The sequence below is a fragment of the Saccharopolyspora sp. 6V genome (assembly GCF_020176785.1).
In the GTDB taxonomy this organism is placed as follows: Bacteria; Actinomycetota; Actinomycetes; order Mycobacteriales; family Pseudonocardiaceae; genus Saccharopolyspora_C; species Saccharopolyspora_C gregorii.
In genome coordinates this window covers 46,883-63,686 of record NZ_JAIUKB010000025.1, presented here as the reverse complement: position 1 = coordinate 63,686, position 16,804 = coordinate 46,883, and the positions used below count along the sequence as shown (strand labels likewise).

Annotated in this window: 33 protein-coding genes; 27 read left to right on the top strand and 6 right to left on the bottom strand. The window is 68.0% G+C overall.

Annotated elements, in window-relative coordinates:
* Nucleotides 1-44: 44 nt before the first annotated feature.
* The 3 genes from LCD35_RS05675 (at nt 45) to LCD35_RS05665 (ending at nt 1,145) form a co-directional block, all read left to right on the top strand.
* Nucleotides 45-296: a hypothetical protein gene (locus tag LCD35_RS05675; protein WP_225043854.1), complete on the top strand. Its 252-nt coding sequence runs from the start codon at nt 45-47 to the stop codon at nt 294-296.
* Between the two features lie 86 nt (nt 297-382).
* Nucleotides 383-613: a hypothetical protein gene (locus LCD35_RS05670; RefSeq protein WP_225043853.1), complete on the top strand. Its 231-nt coding sequence runs from the start codon at nt 383-385 to the stop codon at nt 611-613.
* 43 nt (nt 614-656) lie between these two features.
* Nucleotides 657-1,145, top strand: a complete 489-nt coding sequence (locus LCD35_RS05665; RefSeq protein WP_225043852.1) for a hypothetical protein — start codon at nt 657-659, stop codon at nt 1,143-1,145.
* A 61-nt stretch (nt 1,146-1,206) separates the two neighbouring features.
* On the opposite strand, the gene LCD35_RS05660 is transcribed toward LCD35_RS05665, so the two are convergent.
* From LCD35_RS05660 to LCD35_RS05640, 5 genes are all read right to left on the bottom strand, one after another.
* Nucleotides 1,207-1,617: an NUDIX hydrolase gene (locus LCD35_RS05660; RefSeq protein ID WP_225043851.1), complete on the bottom strand. Its 411-nt coding sequence runs from the start codon at nt 1,615-1,617 to the stop codon at nt 1,207-1,209.
* A complete protein-coding gene (locus LCD35_RS05655) occupies nt 1,610-1,828 on the bottom strand; it encodes a hypothetical protein (RefSeq protein ID WP_225043850.1) in 219 nt (72 codons plus the stop codon). The genes LCD35_RS05660 and LCD35_RS05655 overlap by 8 nt, the downstream gene beginning before the upstream one ends.
* A gap of 2 nt (nt 1,829-1,830) precedes the next feature.
* Nucleotides 1,831-2,547, bottom strand: a complete 717-nt coding sequence (ribD, locus tag LCD35_RS05650) for a bifunctional diaminohydroxyphosphoribosylaminopyrimidine deaminase/5-amino-6-(5-phosphoribosylamino)uracil reductase RibD (protein ID WP_225043849.1) — start codon at nt 2,545-2,547, stop codon at nt 1,831-1,833.
* Nucleotides 2,544-3,791 (bottom strand): helix-turn-helix domain-containing protein, encoded by a 1,248-nt coding sequence (locus LCD35_RS05645; RefSeq protein WP_225043848.1) that lies wholly within the window; start codon nt 3,789-3,791, stop codon nt 2,544-2,546. Before LCD35_RS05645 ends, ribD begins: the two co-directional genes overlap by 4 nt.
* Before the next feature lie 111 nt (nt 3,792-3,902).
* Nucleotides 3,903-4,256, bottom strand: coding sequence for a helix-turn-helix domain-containing protein (locus LCD35_RS05640; protein ID WP_225043847.1), 354 nt, complete (start codon nt 4,254-4,256; stop codon nt 3,903-3,905).
* Between the two features lie 125 nt (nt 4,257-4,381).
* On the opposite strand from LCD35_RS05640, the gene LCD35_RS05635 reads away from it, so the two are divergent.
* The 21 genes from LCD35_RS05635 (at nt 4,382) to LCD35_RS05540 (ending at nt 13,748) form a co-directional block, all read left to right on the top strand.
* Entirely contained in the window at nt 4,382-4,606 is a 225-nt protein-coding gene (locus tag LCD35_RS05635) for an AlpA family transcriptional regulator (RefSeq protein WP_225043846.1), read from the top strand.
* Between the two features lie 56 nt (nt 4,607-4,662).
* Complete coding sequence (locus LCD35_RS05630) at nt 4,663-4,908, top strand: hypothetical protein (protein WP_225043845.1); 246 nt, start codon at nt 4,663-4,665, stop codon at nt 4,906-4,908.
* Nucleotides 4,905-5,033 carry a hypothetical protein gene (locus LCD35_RS29810; protein ID WP_255614388.1) on the top strand — a complete coding sequence of 43 codons (129 nt, stop codon included), beginning with the start codon at nt 4,905-4,907 and terminating at the stop codon, nt 5,031-5,033. Before LCD35_RS05630 ends, LCD35_RS29810 begins: the two co-directional genes overlap by 4 nt.
* Entirely contained in the window at nt 5,030-5,395 is a 366-nt protein-coding gene (locus LCD35_RS05625; protein WP_225043844.1) for a hypothetical protein, read from the top strand. The genes LCD35_RS29810 and LCD35_RS05625 overlap by 4 nt, the downstream gene beginning before the upstream one ends.
* Entirely contained in the window at nt 5,395-5,697 is a 303-nt protein-coding gene (locus LCD35_RS05620) for a hypothetical protein (protein ID WP_225043843.1), read from the top strand. Before LCD35_RS05625 ends, LCD35_RS05620 begins: the two co-directional genes overlap by 1 nt.
* Nucleotides 5,697-5,963 carry a hypothetical protein gene (locus LCD35_RS05615; RefSeq protein WP_225043842.1) on the top strand — a complete coding sequence of 89 codons (267 nt, stop codon included), beginning with the start codon at nt 5,697-5,699 and terminating at the stop codon, nt 5,961-5,963. The genes LCD35_RS05620 and LCD35_RS05615 overlap by 1 nt, the downstream gene beginning before the upstream one ends.
* A complete protein-coding gene (locus tag LCD35_RS05610) occupies nt 5,960-6,193 on the top strand; it encodes a hypothetical protein (protein WP_225043841.1) in 234 nt (77 codons plus the stop codon). The genes LCD35_RS05615 and LCD35_RS05610 overlap by 4 nt, the downstream gene beginning before the upstream one ends.
* A 24-nt stretch (nt 6,194-6,217) precedes the next feature.
* A complete protein-coding gene (locus tag LCD35_RS05605) occupies nt 6,218-6,463 on the top strand; it encodes a hypothetical protein (RefSeq protein ID WP_225043840.1) in 246 nt (81 codons plus the stop codon).
* Nucleotides 6,463-6,657 carry a hypothetical protein gene (locus tag LCD35_RS05600; RefSeq protein ID WP_225043839.1) on the top strand — a complete coding sequence of 65 codons (195 nt, stop codon included), beginning with the start codon at nt 6,463-6,465 and terminating at the stop codon, nt 6,655-6,657. Before LCD35_RS05605 ends, LCD35_RS05600 begins: the two co-directional genes overlap by 1 nt.
* The gene (locus tag LCD35_RS05595; protein WP_225043838.1) at nt 6,654-6,845 is read left to right on the top strand and encodes a hypothetical protein; all 192 of its coding nucleotides are present in this window, start codon (nt 6,654-6,656) and stop codon (nt 6,843-6,845) included. The genes LCD35_RS05600 and LCD35_RS05595 overlap by 4 nt, the downstream gene beginning before the upstream one ends.
* A complete protein-coding gene (locus LCD35_RS05590) occupies nt 6,845-7,093 on the top strand; it encodes a hypothetical protein (protein ID WP_225043837.1) in 249 nt (82 codons plus the stop codon). The genes LCD35_RS05595 and LCD35_RS05590 overlap by 1 nt, the downstream gene beginning before the upstream one ends.
* Before the next feature lie 14 nt (nt 7,094-7,107).
* Entirely contained in the window at nt 7,108-7,434 is a 327-nt protein-coding gene (locus LCD35_RS05585; protein ID WP_225043836.1) for a hypothetical protein, read from the top strand.
* Nucleotides 7,435-7,459: 25 nt separating this feature from the next.
* On the top strand, nt 7,460-8,668 hold the full coding sequence (locus tag LCD35_RS05580) for a hypothetical protein (RefSeq protein ID WP_225043835.1): 1,209 nt from the start codon (nt 7,460-7,462) through the stop codon (nt 8,666-8,668).
* The gene (locus LCD35_RS05575; protein ID WP_225043834.1) at nt 8,668-9,081 is read left to right on the top strand and encodes a hypothetical protein; all 414 of its coding nucleotides are present in this window, start codon (nt 8,668-8,670) and stop codon (nt 9,079-9,081) included. Before LCD35_RS05580 ends, LCD35_RS05575 begins: the two co-directional genes overlap by 1 nt.
* On the top strand, nt 9,081-9,617 hold the full coding sequence (locus LCD35_RS05570; protein ID WP_225043833.1) for a hypothetical protein: 537 nt from the start codon (nt 9,081-9,083) through the stop codon (nt 9,615-9,617). The genes LCD35_RS05575 and LCD35_RS05570 overlap by 1 nt, the downstream gene beginning before the upstream one ends.
* 13 nt (nt 9,618-9,630) lie before the next feature.
* Nucleotides 9,631-9,789, top strand: a complete 159-nt coding sequence (locus LCD35_RS05565) for a hypothetical protein (RefSeq protein WP_225043832.1) — start codon at nt 9,631-9,633, stop codon at nt 9,787-9,789.
* 29 nt (nt 9,790-9,818) lie between these two features.
* A complete protein-coding gene (locus LCD35_RS05560) occupies nt 9,819-10,223 on the top strand; it encodes a hypothetical protein (protein ID WP_225043831.1) in 405 nt (134 codons plus the stop codon).
* 22 nt (nt 10,224-10,245) lie between these two features.
* On the top strand, nt 10,246-11,424 hold the full coding sequence (locus tag LCD35_RS05555) for a hypothetical protein (protein ID WP_225043830.1): 1,179 nt from the start codon (nt 10,246-10,248) through the stop codon (nt 11,422-11,424).
* A gap of 85 nt (nt 11,425-11,509) precedes the next feature.
* Entirely contained in the window at nt 11,510-11,707 is a 198-nt protein-coding gene (locus LCD35_RS05550; protein WP_225043829.1) for a hypothetical protein, read from the top strand.
* On the top strand, nt 11,704-13,533 hold the full coding sequence (locus tag LCD35_RS05545) for a hypothetical protein (protein ID WP_225043828.1): 1,830 nt from the start codon (nt 11,704-11,706) through the stop codon (nt 13,531-13,533). The genes LCD35_RS05550 and LCD35_RS05545 overlap by 4 nt, the downstream gene beginning before the upstream one ends.
* Nucleotides 13,530-13,748 (top strand): hypothetical protein, encoded by a 219-nt coding sequence (locus LCD35_RS05540; RefSeq protein WP_225043827.1) that lies wholly within the window; start codon nt 13,530-13,532, stop codon nt 13,746-13,748. The genes LCD35_RS05545 and LCD35_RS05540 overlap by 4 nt, the downstream gene beginning before the upstream one ends.
* Here the strand turns inward: LCD35_RS05540 and LCD35_RS05535 are convergent.
* Complete coding sequence (locus LCD35_RS05535) at nt 13,733-14,002, bottom strand: hypothetical protein (RefSeq protein ID WP_225043826.1); 270 nt, start codon at nt 14,000-14,002, stop codon at nt 13,733-13,735. The genes LCD35_RS05540 and LCD35_RS05535 overlap by 16 nt on opposite strands.
* A 54-nt stretch (nt 14,003-14,056) precedes the next feature.
* Between LCD35_RS05535 and LCD35_RS05530 the strand changes: the two genes are divergently transcribed.
* The 3 genes from LCD35_RS05530 (at nt 14,057) to LCD35_RS05520 (ending at nt 16,772) form a co-directional block, all read left to right on the top strand.
* Nucleotides 14,057-14,890 (top strand): metal-dependent hydrolase, encoded by an 834-nt coding sequence (locus LCD35_RS05530; protein WP_225043883.1) that lies wholly within the window; start codon nt 14,057-14,059, stop codon nt 14,888-14,890.
* Nucleotides 14,891-15,122: 232 nt separating this feature from the next.
* On the top strand, nt 15,123-15,917 hold the full coding sequence (locus tag LCD35_RS05525; RefSeq protein ID WP_225043825.1) for an SAM-dependent methyltransferase: 795 nt from the start codon (nt 15,123-15,125) through the stop codon (nt 15,915-15,917).
* A 57-nt stretch (nt 15,918-15,974) separates the two neighbouring features.
* Nucleotides 15,975-16,772, top strand: coding sequence for a hypothetical protein (locus LCD35_RS05520; RefSeq protein ID WP_225043824.1), 798 nt, complete (start codon nt 15,975-15,977; stop codon nt 16,770-16,772).
* Nucleotides 16,773-16,804: the final 32 nt, after the last annotated feature.

The window sequence follows — 16,804 nt, the reverse complement described above, 5'->3', positions numbered from 1 at the left end:
CCGGCGGGGCCTTCGCATGTCCGGGGTCCGCTACCATCACGGCCATGACGACCCTCGCCGACCTCGAAGCGCGCATCGCCGCACTCGAAGCGTCGCAGGCCGACTACCGAGCCGTGCTCGCCGCGGTCAACGCGCTCGGCGCGAACCAGCGCGACCACGCCGACCAGCTCCGAGTAGTCGAGGTCGGCCAAGAGCGCCTCGCCCGCAGCCACGACGACACCAACGCACGCGTGCGGTCGATCGAGGAGTCCGTGTCCGAGATCAAGGACCTGCTCGTGCGGGCACTCGACCGCTGACGTGTAGCGCTTCTCAGTCCTTCGCCGATACGGGATCAACGGCCGCCGACCAGGCAGCCCCTCCCCGAGAGGGCACTCACGTGAGCGTGGGCGAACCACTGCACGACTTCCTCCGTCGCGCCGCCGACGAGAAGGACCACCCGACACTCGACAACCCAATGGTCGTTGCGGTCACCGCCGACTGGTTCCGCGAGCAAGCGGCCCTCAGCGAGCGCGGCGATGACCCGGACCCGATGGCGAAGAGCCTGGCGCAGAACGTGCTCCAAGAGGCCCTGGTGTCGGACATGGGGCAGGTCCACCCCAGATGGAGTCGCTGAGGCGCCCCGACTACGACGGTGGTTTTCCCAAGGAGGAAATAGCGTGACGAACAGCGACAACGACGATCTCGGCGACCGTCAGCTCAAGGACGGCCGCTGGGAGAACTGGGACTTCTACAGCCGACTGCCAGACGACGCAGACGTTGCGAAGGAGATGAAGGACCAGGGCTGGAACGAGTTCTTCTCCATCGGCGACGGCGAAGGAGACTTGGGCATCAAGACCTGGCAGGGCAAGCATGGGTACCTGCTCCAGGTCGCAGATGCGGCTCAGTTCTCTCCGTTCCTCAAGGTCGACACCTTCCCCGAGCTGATGGAGCTCTTGGCGAAGTGGGCGCCGGCTGTCCAGGCGGCGTCAGTGTCAGCACTCATTCGTGCCGCAAATGACTATGGTTTGCACGATGGGGGAGTGGTCGAGAACCTCGCCGCGAAGGCTGCATACGGGGTCGGGGACCTAAAGGAGAAGTTGGAGAAGGAGAAGCGGCAGCGCGAGCAGGCGGCATGGCGGAGGCGCCAACAGCGCGGGCAAGGCTGATCTGGAATCACGACAACGGCCCCGCTCCATCTCGGAGCGGGGCCGTTGTGCGTGCGGGGCCTTACTCGGCCGCCACTGGCGTCGCCAACGCGTCGTCCAGGTACTCCTGCACCGGCCCGTAGAACCCGTACGGCACGTACTCGGCGAGCTCGTCCCGCCGTGCCCAAGCGACTGCGGCCAGCTCTTCTTCGTCGCCGATCGCCGCGAACCCGCTGGCGGCCTCGCACGCCACGTAGTGCATCTCGCGCCCCGTCTTCGGGTGGATGCGGTCGCCGAGGACCTTGAGCTCGGACACCGTCAGCGTCGTCTCCTCCAGCGTCTCCCGGATCGCGGCCTGAACGGGCGACTCGCCCGGCTCCAGCTTCTCCGCCGGGAACTGCCACACCAGCTCGCCCTCCGGTCGCCGGCGCCGGACGAGGAGGACACGGCCGCGGCGCACGATGACCGCAGCGGCGACGGCAGGGTCAGTCATCGAGGATCTGCCCGATGCGGGCACGGCTCAGCTCGGTCTGCTGCGCGATCTCCGTCTGCGTCATGCCTGAGGCAACCAGTTCCGCGAGTGCGTGGCGGCGGATGCGCATGACGTTGTCCCGCTCCGCTGCGACCTCGGCGATCAGCTCAGTCGAACGGCGTGCACGCTCGACAGGCGCGGCGTCGTACAGGTCAGCCGGGATCTCGTCCACGATCAGCTCCCCACCCGGGCGACGATCCGCACATCCGGGCCGATCGGCTCCACGTTCACCGTCTCCAGCCGCAGGATGTCCGCCATCGTCGTGATGCTGCCGCCGTTGAGGCTGGCGCGTCCACGACCGAGGATCGCCGGGGCGATGTAGGCGACCACCTGATCCACCAGTCCCGCTGAGATCAGCGAAGCGGCTACCGTCGGCCCTCCCTCGACCATGAGTGCCTCGTGCCCGCGTCGGTAGATCGCCTCCAGGGCGGCCTTCAAGTCGAGTCCGTCGTCCCCGGCAGGGATGCGCTCGATCTCGACGGGGGAGCCGTCCAGGTGGCTCGTGTCGGCGTCCGGGCTCGTCAGGAGCAGCGTCGGAGACTGCCCGTCGGCGATCTTCGCGTCGGCCTTCGTGCGTGCGTGGGTGTCGAGGACGATCCGCCACGGGTGACGGCGGTCTTCCGGCACACGCTCGTCGTCGGTGCGCACCGTCAAGCTCGGGTCGTCGGCCTGCTGCGTGCCGGAACCGACGAGCACCGCCCCGCAGGCTGCACGCAGAACGTGCCCTTCGCCGCGGGCAGTCGCAGACGTAATCCACTGGCTCGTGCCGTCCTCCGCCGCCGAACGACCATCCAGCGTCGCCGCGTACTTGTAGACGACGAACGGCCGCCCCTCTGCGTGCGCCGCAGCCCATCCGTCGCGACCGGCCAGCTCGTCCAGGCTGATGCTCAACTCGTCCTCCCCGCTTCCACTGCCGTGCGGAAGTCCCGCACCGACTCGTCCGACCACTGCATCGACGCCGCACCCGCCGCCTCGGCGAGCTCGGCGAACGTCCTGCTCGATCCCGTCTCCGCCGCGATCACCAGCGCCTCCCGGCCCACTGACATCGCACCGTCCTGATCTCCGGCCGCAACCAGCGCACGCGCCTGCCGCGCCATGTGCAGGCCACGCTCCCGCCGGTACGAAACCGGCCACTCGGCGAGCGCCTGCTCGTAGGACTCCACCGCCGCACGCGGCTTCCCCAGCGCCAGAAGCGCGGCACCGCGCTGCGCGTAGACGTAGTCAGCGGTGCACCAGGGCGCCAGCGTGTCCACGTCCACCGGCTCCAGCGATCCGGTCAGCCCGAGCGCCTTCTCCATTGCATCCAGCGTCGCTGGCTCATCGCCCATGAGCGCGTGTCCGCGGGCCTGCTGCTGCAACGCCGCGGCGCGAACCCGATTCGACACCGCTTGACGGGCCGCTGCCTGGCCCATCGTGACCGCCATCCCGCCGTCTCCGGCTGTGACGGCCTGTTGGGAACGCCGCATCAGGATGTACGCGGCGATGTCGGTCGCGCCGGCGACGGTCGCGAGCTCCAGGGCTCGCGTGGTCCAGGTCTGTCCGCCGGAGGTGTTGCCGATGTCGTCCTGGAGCCAGCCCTGTGTTTCAGCGAAGCGTGCAGCGACTGCGGCGAGCTGCGAGTGGAGTTCACCGGTGGCGTTGCCGAGGGTGGAGACGATGGCGCGGAACTGCTTGTCGATGCCGCCGATGACCTCGGCCGGTCCCAGCAGCGAGTCCTGCCCGGTGAGGGCTTTCCGGACGCGGCGGTAGTGCTCGGGGAGCGAGGGATCAAGGGGCGCTGCGGTTGCGGTGCCGTGCACGGTGACGGCGCCGATCGCTCCGGCCAGCAGTGTGCGTCGACTCAGGGGCACGAGTACCTGCTTTCCGCCCACGATGGTGGGCACGTACAGGGTGTAGGGGTCCGCTGGGTCGGCGGCGTCGACGGCTTGTTGCGCGTCCGCCCCGAGATGGTCCAGCTGATCTCCACAGTGCAGCACCTCGGGGGCGAGCCGAAGCAGCCAGTCGGGCACGGATCGTTGCCCGGATTCGATGCGCGACAGCGTGCCTTTGTGGGCGTTGAAACGGGCTGCTGCCTGCGACAACGACAGCCCTGCGCGGTTTCGCGCCTGTCGGATCTCGCCGTGTAGATCACGCATGAGGCCCCCTGTTGTCGGGGTTGCTAGTGGGGTTGTCAGCTGCGGCAACCGTTGGTGACGGTGCAACCGTCGCGGCAACCGCGGTCAGGCTCCGATGGTCGAGTCATGCAGTCAAGCAGAGTGACCGCGCTTCACGTCGTTTCGGAGTTCCGCGAGCTCGGACTCCAGTCGCGAAACGCGCTCTTCGAGCGTCTGGGTGGGTGCTTCCTGCCCGCGGGCGATGGCGTCGAGCGCGCCGAACGGAAGGTCGAGGGCGGTGCTGATCGCGCCGAGGATGCGTGGGCTCCGGCGTCGCGCTCCGCGGTTGTTCCGCAGATCCCGGACGGTCGTCAGCGAGACGCCCGCAGTCGTGGCCAGGTCCTGCTGGGTCATGTGCAGCTCGGGGAGCCGCTCGTTGATCGCGTCGGCTACTGCATCCCAGTGAATCTGCGGTTTGGCCATGAGCGCTCCTATCAGCAACGACACCAGTTTGAGGGTAGCTGCGGCACCTGGCTAGGGCGTTCTGCGGGCCGGGCGGAGTTGACAGTGTGATTCCGTGTACCAATAATGACACCAGAACGACACAGGAAATGACACCGAGGAGCAGCCCTATGGACAGCGACAAGCGCTTCCTGACGGTGCGTGAGGCTGCCCGTGAGCTGGGCCTTTCGGTCATGACGCTGTACCGGCGCATCAACGCCAACCAGTTCCCGGCGCTGCGCATCGGTAGCCGCTTGGTGGTTGAGGCAGCGGTCATCGACCGGATGGCGAGGGAAGCGGTGCGGCTCGGTCGAGTCGTCGACGCCGCCGACTTCGTAGCCAAGACCGCCGCATGAAAAAGGACCGCCCGGCGGCAACCGGACGGCCCTCAGATCCCCGAAGGAGATCGACAGTGAGCTTCAACTCTAACACTCCGCTCCTGGACTTCGGTGAGGTTCACGAGCTCGGCGACTTCGCGACGAGCGAGCTCGACACCCGCATGTCCCTGACGAAGCACGTGTCGGCGGACCTCGACGGCGTGAGCGTCGAGTACGGCCTGACGTTCTACACGCCAGACCTCGCGGACATGGTCACGACGCTGCCGCTGGAGAGCCTCCGTGGCCTGCGTGACGCCCTGACCGAGGTGATCGGCCAGTGACCACCCCGGAGATCCCCGACCACGGCGACGCCTGGGACTCGTTCGTCGACAGCCTCGGCCTCGGCACCGAGCAGGCGCAGGACGCGATCAACAAGCGCGGAACGCAGACCAAGGAGGAGAAGTGAGCGCGTTCGTACGACTCGATTCGACCGTCGACAACCAGATCGGCTACAAGACCTACCGGACCCCGCTGTCCGTGGAGGGCACTACCTACTCGATCCCGGCCGCGTTCATGCGGGTCAGCCAGGACCCTCTGGTCGTCGTGACCCCCGACATCGTCGCCAACGGTGCCGTTGTCGAGCTGCGGTTCAGCTCGTGGCAGGTCACGGCTCCGGAGTTGGCCCGGACGCTGCCGTTGAGGATGACGAGCATGGCGACCGCGGTCGAGGTCGCTAACGCGTTCATCGCGGACAGCGGTGTGTCGTGGTCGTCGGCTGACGAGGACATCGAGGCGTGGGGACTCGCGCTGAAGGCCGGTGGTCGCTGATGAAGCTGCCCCGACTTCGCCGCCCGGCGCAGCCGCCGGAGCCGATGGCCGACCAGATCATCGGCACTGCCAACGACATGACCCACCTGGACCGCGAGCTGGGAGCAGAGATCTCCAGCGTCATCGGCCAGGCGAAGCACGCCGAGGTCGGCGACGCCGTCTACGGCGTCTTCGAGGACCTCATTGAGTCGTGCCAGCAGTACGCCGAGGACGGGTGCGAATCCGCGACGGCCGATGAGTTCGCTAGGGATTCCGCCGACGGCATCCGCGCCCTGATCGCCCTGATCGAGAAGGCGGCGTGATGCGAACCCTCAACGACTGGGCGCTGCTGATCCGCCGCCTCGACGCACACGCCGAAACCGCGCAGCACGACCTCGACGCCCGGCGCTACCACGACGCCCTTTGTGCCGCGGTGGACCTGTCCACCTACGTCGGCATCGCCCGCGAGTGGCTGCTGGACGAGGCGTTCGACCGGCTTACCGCGGCCGGACTCATCCCTACCCGCGAGGACATGGACGTCGTCGCGGCGCTGACCCACCGGATCAAGAGCGAGGAGATCGCGGCATGACCCAGCAATCCGTGTGGGACCGGCCCCTCAAGGAGCCGTACGTCCCTCCCGAGCTCAAGCACCTCCCGCCCAGGACCGTCCTGCAAATGGTGGAGGACGTCATGGCTCACCGGACAACGCGCTCGTGGAGTGCCCCGGAGCTCCTGACGTCGAAGGAGGTGTGGACCGCGACGGAGGTCGTGGAGTTGGTCGTCGAGCTGTGGGACGGCGACGACGAAGACGGCTACTGAGGCAACTAGGGACGGAGACAGGACATGAGCTTCATCAACATCGGCAAGCAGACCCACGCGCAGCTCACCGGCATCGTGGCCGAGCGCAGCGGCGAGATCGACGCGGAGCGGGCCCTGAAGGACCTCGTCGGGCTCCTCGAGGACGGGAAGACCTGGACCTCCCGCGAGGTGCTGGAGGAGCTGGCCGACCTCATGGAGGTCGAGGAGATGGCCATCGCCGACTACCCGGACCTCGACGTCGCCGGGGCGGACGACGGGGACGAGGACTGATGGCCTCCCGCCGACCCGACGGCCAACCGGAGAGCGAGGCCGACACGAGGTTCTTCGACCTCCGAGACGGCGGCTACACGGGCTGGATCGACCAGGACGGCTACGCGACCACCGAGGACGAGTTCCGCGCCCGCTACGAGCGCGAGTGCGACGAGGCGTGGGCACAGCTCCAAGCCGGACAGGAGACCCGATGAGCACCACGACAGTGCGAGGCGCCGACCTCCAGCCGGGCATGACGGTCCGCGACGGGGACGGGCACGAGTACCGCGTCACGCACGTCCTCGGCGGCAGCGTGTTCGGCACGAGCCCTGACGACGCGGCGAACCGGGACTGGCGCCTCGGCGCCGACATCGAGCAGTTCGTCGTGATCGAGGAGGACTGATGAGCAACATCCAGCTGCACGAGGACATGACGATCGAGACCAAGTCCGTCCTACTGGAAGAAGTCCAGGCCGGGGACCACGTTGTCGGCGACGACCTCATCTACGAGGTCACCGACGTGACGACGAACCCCCGAGGCACGGCCGTCTGGTCGCAGTCCGACCAGCGCGCCGTCACTGGCCGCGTCGAGAACCTGCCGGACGTCCTCCGCCAGTGGGAGCGGCTCGACGTCATCACGGTCGTTCGCTGAGAAGGAGAAATCTTGTGATCACCCAGTCTCAGCGCCGGTTCCAGGTCCTCGCCGAGGACCTGCTCCGGGCCGTCGAGCAGTGCACCGACAGAAACGACGCCCGCACGGTTGGCATGGCGGCGAACGTGGCCGTCCGCATCGCCGAGCTGGCCCGGTACGAGGGCGCACGCGAGGACTACCTCGATGAGGCCCACCGGCTGCTGTCCAGCAACAACTACCGGCCTGGCCGGACGGCGGTCGAATCGGCCGAAACCGTCCGCGACCTGATCCGTCAGCACGTCCAGTCGGCGATGGAAGACCAGCGGGCCGCCGCCCGTGCCGAGCTCAACAACCAGAGCTGAACCAACCATCCGAGAGGAGAACGCAGTGAGCACCCTGATCGACGCCAACACCGGGATCGCCCTCGTAGTGATCGTGGTTGCGCTCGTGGTGCTGACCGGGGTGCTCTACCGCCGCCGGTCGGACCGCGGCGCCAACTCCGCGAAGGTCCGGTACCGCACCGCCGGGGCGGACCAGACCGAATCGCTCGCCGTCGTCGCCGAGCGCGAGTACTACGCCCGCAAGACACCGGCGTACCGGGCGCTCGCGCTGCGGCAGATCCGCAAGTGGGCCGCCATCGCGGGCGGGTTCTTGATGCTCGGTCTCGGCGCCTGGTCGGCCGTCGGCGTTCAGCACGCCGTCGCCGCCGGCGCCGCCCGCGGCAGCATCGAATGGCTCCTCGGCTGGGTCCTGGAGCCGGTGCTGCTGACCGGCGTGGCCCTGATCGTCATCGTCCGGTCCGCGCTCGCTCTCGCCGGCGCTCACCTGTCCGGGTGGGTGTGGGGCATCGAGCTCGGCCTGCTGGGCCTGTCGGTCGCGGCGAACGTTCAGGCCCTCCCGGTCGCCCCGTCCGGCGCGGACTACGTGATGCGACTGACCGGTCCGGTCGGCTGCCTCCTCGTGAGCCTCGTCCTGGTGCTCGTGGAGAAGGCGGTGCAGGCCGCGGACATCGCGGTGTCCGCTGAGACCACGGGGCGCTTCGACGGGGTCCGGACACGGCTCGCGGACACTGCCACCAAGATCGCGGAACGGGCCGCGGACACCCTCGCGGACAGGCTGTCCGGAGACGACTCGGACAGCGAGCGGACGCCTGCGGACACGGCGGCCGGACAGGTTCCGGACACCACTGCGGACAGCGCGGCGCGGGTACAGCGGACAGCGGCGGACAGCGGCGACGGACAGGCCGCGTCCGTTGACCTGAGCAGCGCGGACACGGAGGCGGACAGCAAGTCGGACACCGCCGGACACCCCGCCGGACAGGTTCCGGACGCTGCCGCGGACGGCACCGCGGACAGCGGCGCGGACACCGCGTCCGCTGGTTCGTCGGACACCTCGGACGAGGCGCCCGGACAGGGCGGCCGGACGGTCTTCGAACGGGCTCTGGACGCGGCCCGCGAGTTGGACGCGGACACCATCGAGACCCTGTCCGTCCGCGCCCTGGCGGAGCGGATCGGATGCGGGAAGACGACGGCCGGACAGGTGCGGTCGCACCTCCTCGCCGAGCAGTCGGCGGCGGATGAGCGGGTGGAGGCGTGATGGCCACCCGCCAGCGTGTGCCCCGCCGCGTCCGCCGCGACCAGCGCGCAGCCGCCGAGTTCTCGGCCCGGCTCAGCAAGGCCCGCAGCCCGAAGGAGCAGTACCGGGTAGCGGCGGACGCGCTGGTCAGCGCCCTCAAGCACCACGGATCAAAGAAGCAAGCCCGTGACCTGCGTGAACAGCTCGTGCAGCACGCGGAGAACGGGATGGCCACCGCGGATCTGCCGGACAAGAGCCGGGACCACCTGCGGCGGCAGCTCGACGAGAAGCCGGGTGTCGGTGTCGCGCTCGCTGTCTTGCAGAGCGTCATTGACCGGCTTCCGAGCACTGAGCGTGACCGTCTGTTCGTGCACTACAGCCAGCATTTTCTTGCCGAGAGTCGGCAGATCGAGTCGAGAGGAGGGGGTCGGTGATGGCGATCCCGGAAGCGTGGGAGTCGAAGACTTCCTCCCAGGAGGCCGAGAACGACCCCAACTATGGGCGTGCGCGTGCGCGTGCGCACGCAGGCGCGGGAGAGTACACGGCCGATCACGAGTCCGCTAGCGGTGACAACGTGGTGCGCCCCGCGCACTGGCAGTCCCAGTCGACGGAGCGTGACGGCGCGGAGAGCACGGAAATGGAGGTCCGGCACACGCCGGGAGTCCCTGCGCGGCTGAAGGACGTCTCCAAGATCTGGTGGTCGGAAGCGTTGACCACTGCCACCGAGGCGTTCGACGGCACGGTGTACCGCGCACGCCCGTCGAGCCCACGTGACCGCGTGGAGCGGTGGCGCCGGGCGCACTGGGCGGGGGACGTGGACTCGCTGCGGATCGCGGGGAAGGTGCTCGGTTTCCCGCCGCTGGTGCTGTCGCTCGTGTTCGACACCGCCCGCTGGTTCTGCACGACGCTGCGGTTCTACGTGCTCCTCGCGATCGGCCTGATCGTCGTCGTCCTCATAGCAGTCCTCTGACCTGGGAGTCCTGATGTTCGTCATGCACCTGCTCTTGACCGTGTTGACGGCGTTCCTCGTCGTGGACTTGGCCTTCGACCCTCCCCGTCGTGGATGGCGCGTCGTGGCGAAGCCCGCCTTGGCTGGCATCGCCGCCGCATTCCTCTTCGCCGACCTCAACGGCTCTTTCTGATCACCCCTCACCCTCGAAGGAGATTTCTCATGTCCGGACTGGTCAACTCAATCCACTTCATCGTGGCCGCATCCTGCTTCCTGCTCGTAGCGATCATGAGCTGGAAGAAGAAGCCCAAGTGGTGGGCCGTCTCCCTCCTGATGCTGATTGGCGCGTCGAGCTTGACGCTCCTCCCTGTCGGGGTCTGGTTGGGGAACACGATCAGGAACCTTGGACCTGGCCCCGTCTTCCTGATGACAGTCGCCACTGTTGCTATCGCCAGCTACGACATCGGCCGTGACAAGAAGGCGGACAAGGCCGCCCTGTTCTGCCTGTTCATGCTGCCGGTGCTCTTCGAGGCCGGGAATGGCTGGATCGCGGAGATCGGACAGCTGGTGACCACGTCGGCCGCTAGCGGCGGCGTGGCTGGTATCGCGGCCATGATGGGGGGCTGAGGTGTTCGTGATCCTCCCGATCTTGCTCACCGTCATCGCGGCGACGGCGTACGAACACGGCAAGGTACGCAGCCAGGCCCGATGGGATGAGGCCAAGCGCCGCGCCGCGGAGCGCTCCGCTAAGCGGGAGCGCGAGAGCCAGGAACGGGCCGCAGCGTGGTCCGCCTGGTTCAACAAGGGCATCTCGAAAGGTCCACGGAGTTGGCTGTGGTGGGCGTACGCCGCTGGCTGGACTACCGGGGGCGCGCTCGCCGCCGTCGGAGCAGGCGCGGCGGGCGTGTACTCCGGCGCGATCGCCGGCGCGAAAGGCGGCTGGAAGCTCGGCCAGGTAGCCGGGGAAAACGGGCGGAGCTTCGGCGAGGCGTTCCAGCAGTGGCGTAAGGCGAACCGCGGTACCGGCGACGTGGTTGACCTCGACATCTGCGGCCGCTGCAAGGGCTGGGTCCGCAAGACCGACCTCCAGCCCTCCACCGAGTACAAGCAGGTGTGCCCGGACTGCGTTCCTGACGCGACGCCGCAGTGGGTGCAAGAGCGCAACGAGGAGTTCGAGCGTGGCGCCCTCAACGACGAGCCGATCGAGGTTGTCCACGAGCGCAAGCCCGGAGACGACGGGCGGCGCTGCAAAGGCTGCGGCGGCCTGGGCCTGCTACCTGGCGACGAGTCGCTCTGCCTGGAGTGCCGCACGCGCATCGGCTGGATGGCGGAGCGGGCGCAGGCACGGCGGGAGGAAGAGCAACGAGCCCGCGCCGGTGAACAGCGCAACCAGGAACAGGCCGCACAGGAGAAGCAACAAGGCCCGATCCGAGTGAGCGCAGAGCGGATCTACCCGGAACCCGAGGAAGAACCCCAACAGAAGGAGATCGAGAACAACATGGCCGCAATCGAGTCCGTCAACACCACCAACGGCGTTGACGACAGCGCCGAGAACTACGACTCCACCGTCGCCGGGCTGGAGTCGCTGGCCCGCCTGATGAAGGGCGTGATGGAGAAGGTCAACTCCATGAACGAGTCGCTGACCGCTGCGTCGCTGGACGCCGACACCCTCAACCGGCTGTCGGAGCTGACCGACGGAATCGAGTCGATCGAGGAGCAGGCCCGGCAGCTGCACCGGCACGTGGAGAACCGCCACAGCGGGCTGGCGTCTGCCACCGCAGAGGCGGGCGGAAGCCAGAACGTGGCGACGAAGACCTACTACGACTGATCTGCCTGGTGTGCAGTCCCGCCTCGACGTTCGCCGTCGGGGCGGGGTGCAGACCCGGACAGCCCGGGGGACGAGAGGGGAAATCGTGAGCGACAGCAACGTTGACTACCTGGTCGACCACCACTCCATGGTCGGTGTCGACGACAACTCCGGCGAGTGGGCCGTCTACGACGCCGAGCGCTTTGGCGACTACATCTGCAACGTAACGTCCGCTGAGCTCGTTGAGGTGCAGCGGCGTGGCGTCGAGGTGTACACCCGCTCCGGCGGGGAGTGGTCGGCGTGAGCGCGCCGACGAATGCCCAGGCCGGAGTGGACACCGCTCCGGCCTCCGGGCCGGAGCCCAAGGACGTGTCGCTCGCCGAGCAGAAGTGGGTTCGTGAGCTGCGACGGTTGGCGAAGAACCACCGGCACGGCCTGATCCCGGCGGCTGCGTTGATCGGCACTCACGCGGTGGGCGCTGGTGCCGCTGCGGCGGGAGGCATGGAGGGTGTCGCCATCGTCGCCGGCGGTTTCGTCGCCGACGCGGGGGCGTACGCCTACGCCCACAAGCACAGCAGCGGCTACGACCGCGTGTACGCGGGTATCGCCGCTGTCGGGGCCGCGATGTTCCAGGCGGGTATCGGCGTATACGGGGGAATCTCGTGGGCTGCGGTGCTGTGGTGGATCGTCGGCGCGTTGGTGGCATTGCCGCACTGGGTGCGTCACTCCGTTTCGGACCCGGACGTGACCGCTGAGCGCGCCGTTCGTACTCCCCGGGCACTCCCGCAGGCGGAAGAGCAGCAGGAAGCCACTGAAGCACCTACCGAAGCGCCCGCCGAGGACGTCCAGGATGAGCGGCAGGACCTGTGGGACGCGCACCTCGCCGCGAACGGCAAGCCGATCCCAGGCTCGGAGATCAGCGAGTTCGCCGACTTCGAGCACGGATGGAAGGCGGAGATCACCCAGCCGATCGGCGGGCACTGGCGGGACGTGTTCGATCAGAGGAAGAAGATCCTGTCGGTGTACGACCTGCCGGACAACCGGGTCTACATCGAGTCGATCCCCGAGGTGAGCGTCCGCAAGGCGCGGATGACGGTACTGACGTCGAACCCGTTGCAGGAATCGACGCTGTGGAGGGGGCCGACGCTCGACCCCAAGACCGGGCGGTTCCGCATCATGCTGGCCGAGGACGCGCAGTGGATGACGTGGAAGCTGTGGAACCCTGGTGCCGGTGGGCTGATGGGCCTCCTGGCAGGGGTGACGCGGTCCGGCAAGACCGGCGGCCTGGACGTGATCCTCACCGAGTGCGCGATGTCGGATCGGATCGAACCGTTGGTCATCGACGGTGGCGGCGGAGCGTCACTTCCGCAGTGGGCCAACAGGGTTGCGATGTTCGGCGAGACAGCGGACGACGCCCGGAAGATCCTCCGCTACGCGCTACAACGCATGGAGGTCCGCAGGGGCATCCTGAAGCGGCAGGGTGGCGGTTCGTTGGAGCCTCGGCCGGGGATGCCGTTGCTGCCGATCATCATGGATGAGGCGCACAAGCGGCTGATCTCCGATGATGATGTGGACAACACCGACATCGTGCGGATGTGCGAGCAGGTGGTGCAGGAGGGCGCGAAGTTCGGCGTCATCCTGATCTTCGCGAACCAGTCGCCGATCCTCAAGCAGCTCGGCAACTCCAACGCTCTCCGGGATGGGGTTGCGTCGGGCAACGTGATCGGGCTGAGGACCACGGAGAAGCGCAACGAAGGCATGATCGTCAGCGGTGATCCGATGCCGGAGTCGCTGCGCGACCTGCCCTCGGAGTTCCCGAACGGGAAGCCGACCTTCGGCCTGGGCTACAACATGACTGGCCGGAAGATTCGGGCGCGGATCCCGTGGTTGGAGAACCCGCTGGACTGGCCTGTAGTGCAGGTGGAGCACGAGCCGGAGGCGTCTCGGGTGGCGCTGCCCAAGCTGGGTGTCGTGGAGGAGCCAGTGAAGAAGTCGCCGACTGCGGCTTCGCCGGATGACCTGGTGGCGCACGCGCTTGCTGATGATTGCGCGAAGAACCCGGTGGCCATCATGCAGGCGACGGGCCTTTCGATGGCTGAGGCGCGGGCCGCGTTGAAGAGGTCCAAGTGATCGCCGACACGGAGATCCTGGTGCGCCTGGCGCAGTGGCCGGGACTGGGCGAGCTCGTGGTGTGCGAGCTCGCCCAGCGACCGGGACGAACGATGCAGGACCTCGACACCGCGGTGACCGACGCCGTGGATGAGTACACGTTCCGCACTGGCCGGTTGTCCTGCGGGGAGCGCTACGTGCTGCGGGCGCTCGGGTTCGATCAGGTGTTGCTGTAGTACCGCTCCACCGTCTGCCGCACCTTCGCGGGGTCCTGCTCGGGGGCGTGATGCCACAGCTCCGCCACCATCAACATGCAGTACCGCCGAAGCAGACGGTCCCCGTCTCCACGGGAGCTGTTCAGCCATGACTCGAACTGGCTGATCCAGTACCTCGGCTCCCGCTTGATGTCGTAAATCCCGGTGACCATCGTCATCGCCCGCATGATCAGCAAGCGGTCCATTTCCCGGTCGTCGACTCCGGGCAGATTCATGACTTCAGAGCTCAAATCCAGGGCCATTCAACGAGATTAGAGGTGTATCCCGACATGATGAACGGCGGTCACGCATGCACCGGAGCGCTCGCGGGAGCAGCGTCGAGTGGGGCCGTGGGTGCGATCACGGGCGCACAGCTCGGCGTCGCAGGAACCGCAGTCGGAGCGCTCCTCGGCGCCGGCGCCGCGCTGCTTCCGGACCTCGACGCCGACGGCGCGACCGCGTACCGCTCCGGCGGTCCGGTGACTGCGGTGGTGGGGGAGACGTTCCAGTGGCTCGCCCGGGTCGCGTACCGGTCGACGCGGCTGCCGCACGACCCGGACGGGGATGGGGAGCACCGCGGTTTGGTGCACACCCCGATCTTCGCCGTGGCGCTGGGCTTACTGGTCGCGCTCGGGGCGTTGCTGTCCCCGTGGGTGACCGCGGTGGTGATGGTCCTCGTGCTGGCACCGGGGATCGGGGCGCTGTCTCGGTCTGGGCCGAAGTGGGTGCGAAAGAAGCTGCGAACGCATCGCGATCCGGTGGCGCTGCTCGTGGCGGTGGGGATCGTCGCGCTGCTGATGTGGGCGGGCGCGCTGCAGGGGCTCGGGTGGTTCGCCGGCGTCTCGATCGCTGTCGGGATGATCGTGCACTCGGCGGGGGATTCGGCCACCAGGAGCGGGATTCCGTGGACATGGCCGATCCGCCGCCGCTGCGACACGTGCTCGATGACGGTGCGGTGCCCCGGCTCGCGGTGGAGGCGAAGCCACGTGCTGCCGAAGCCGATGCGATGGCGGGTGGGCTCGAAGTCCGGGAAGGCGATCGAGGGCGTGATCGAGGTGGTGTGCCTCGTGCTCGTCGGCGCGCTGATGCTGCCGGACCTGGCCGCCTTGGCCTCGATGGCCTGAACGTCGCAGACACGAATGCCCCGGCCAACGCCGGGGCATTCTGCTGACCGAACCTGCAGCTACCTGCGCAAAGCCGAGAGGCAGGCACACCGAACAGCCAAGTTAGATACTCTCCGTGCCAATAGATCACACTGCGTCGATGATCTTGACGAGGCAGTGACTCGGCCAACCCCGGGAGGCGATGATGAAAGATCGCAGGTATCCGCAACTGGACGTCCCGGATGAGGCCCCGATGAGTTCGCACAACCAGCCCAGCGCCGCCCGGATCTACGACTACGACCTCGGCGGGTCCCGCAACACCCGCGCCGATCGCGACGCATCCCACCGCATCCGCGAGGAGATCGCCCCGAACGGCCCGTTCGTAGCCCGAGCCAACAGAGCCTTCCTCGGGCGCGCAGTGCGGTACTGCGTGAACAAGGGCATCGGTCAGTTCCTCGACCTCGGCTCCGGCATCCCCACCGTCGGCAACGTGCACGAGATCGCCCAGCGCCTCAACCCCGCCGCCAGGACCGTGTACGTGGACAACGAGCCCGTCGCCGTGTCTGACACGAAGCGCCTGCTGGCCGACGAACCGAACGCGGACATAGTCGGTGAGGACCTGCGAAACCCGGACGCCGTTCTCTCCGCCGAGCCGACACGGCGACTGTTGGACTTCGACCAGCCGATCGGGCTGCTGATGGTCGCTGCACTGCACTACGTCGATCCAGAAGCCGACCCCGAACGAGTCCTGCGGACCTACACCGATGCGTTGCCGTCGGGCTCATGCCTCGTGTTCTCGCAGATCACGGCAGACAACCGCGCCGAGGAGGCGCAGCGGGTGATCGACTGGTTCGCTGAGAACACCGCCACCCCGGTGACGATGCGCAGTAAGGCCGAGATCACGGAGCTGCTGACGGCGTGTGGCTGGGAGCTCATCGAGCCAGGTCTGGTGTACCCGCCGCACTGGAACCCGGACCCTGCGGACCCGAATGAGCTTCCGGCGGAGCGTTCCGCTACCTGGGCCGGGGTGGCGCGTCTCGATCGCTGAGTTTGTCCCCACCCGATTGCTACCGTCCGATCAGGAGCCTGATCTGGGGAGGTCACGGTGGGCGGGTGCATCACGAACTGCGGGAATCCGGTCGAGGACGCGATGTTGTGCAACGGCTGCTGGGGGCAGGTGGAAGCGGCGCTGAGGTCGGTGTCGTGGCTCGCCGAGGAGTTGCAGGTGACCATCACGCGGCAGTCGGTCGGAGCCCGAGGACCGAAGAGCGCGACGCCGGTGGACGAGACGCCGATCCTCTTCAACGTCGCCGCGAGGGAGCGCCAGGACGATCTCCGCACTGTCCTCGTCGGCTGGGTGCGCTGCCTGTGGGAGTGGCGCGGTGCCGATCAGCTCGACTGCGAGGACACGCTGGAGGGCATGGCCGCGTGGCTGCTGCGGCACCCGACGTGGTGCAGGCAGCACGAGGCCGCGGACGAGCTGCTCGATGAGGTCCGCGACGCCGTCGAGCGGTGCGTGCAGGTCATCGACCGGGCGCCGGACCGCGTCTACCTGTCGCTGTGCGATGCGGACCTTGAGGACGGCACGGTGTGCGAAGCACGGCTTTACGGCCGCGAGGACCGGCACGTCGCGACGTGCCGGGAGTGCGGAACACGGTGGGATGTGCCGGTTCGGCGGGGATGGATGGTCGCGAGGGCCGCGCACGAGGAAGCGAACTCGGTGCGGCTGTCCGATCTGCTTGCAGCGCTGGGGTATGCGGTGCCGTCGAGCACGATCCGGACGTGGGCGAGGCAAGAGAAGATCAAGGCAGTTCGGCGGGACGAGCGCGGCCGGGCGCTGTATCGCGTCGGCGACGTCCTGGAACTCGCGTTTCCGCAGCAGGGGCGGCAATCCGCCGCCTAGGGGTTGTGATCACGGACCCGCTTGCGCTAAGG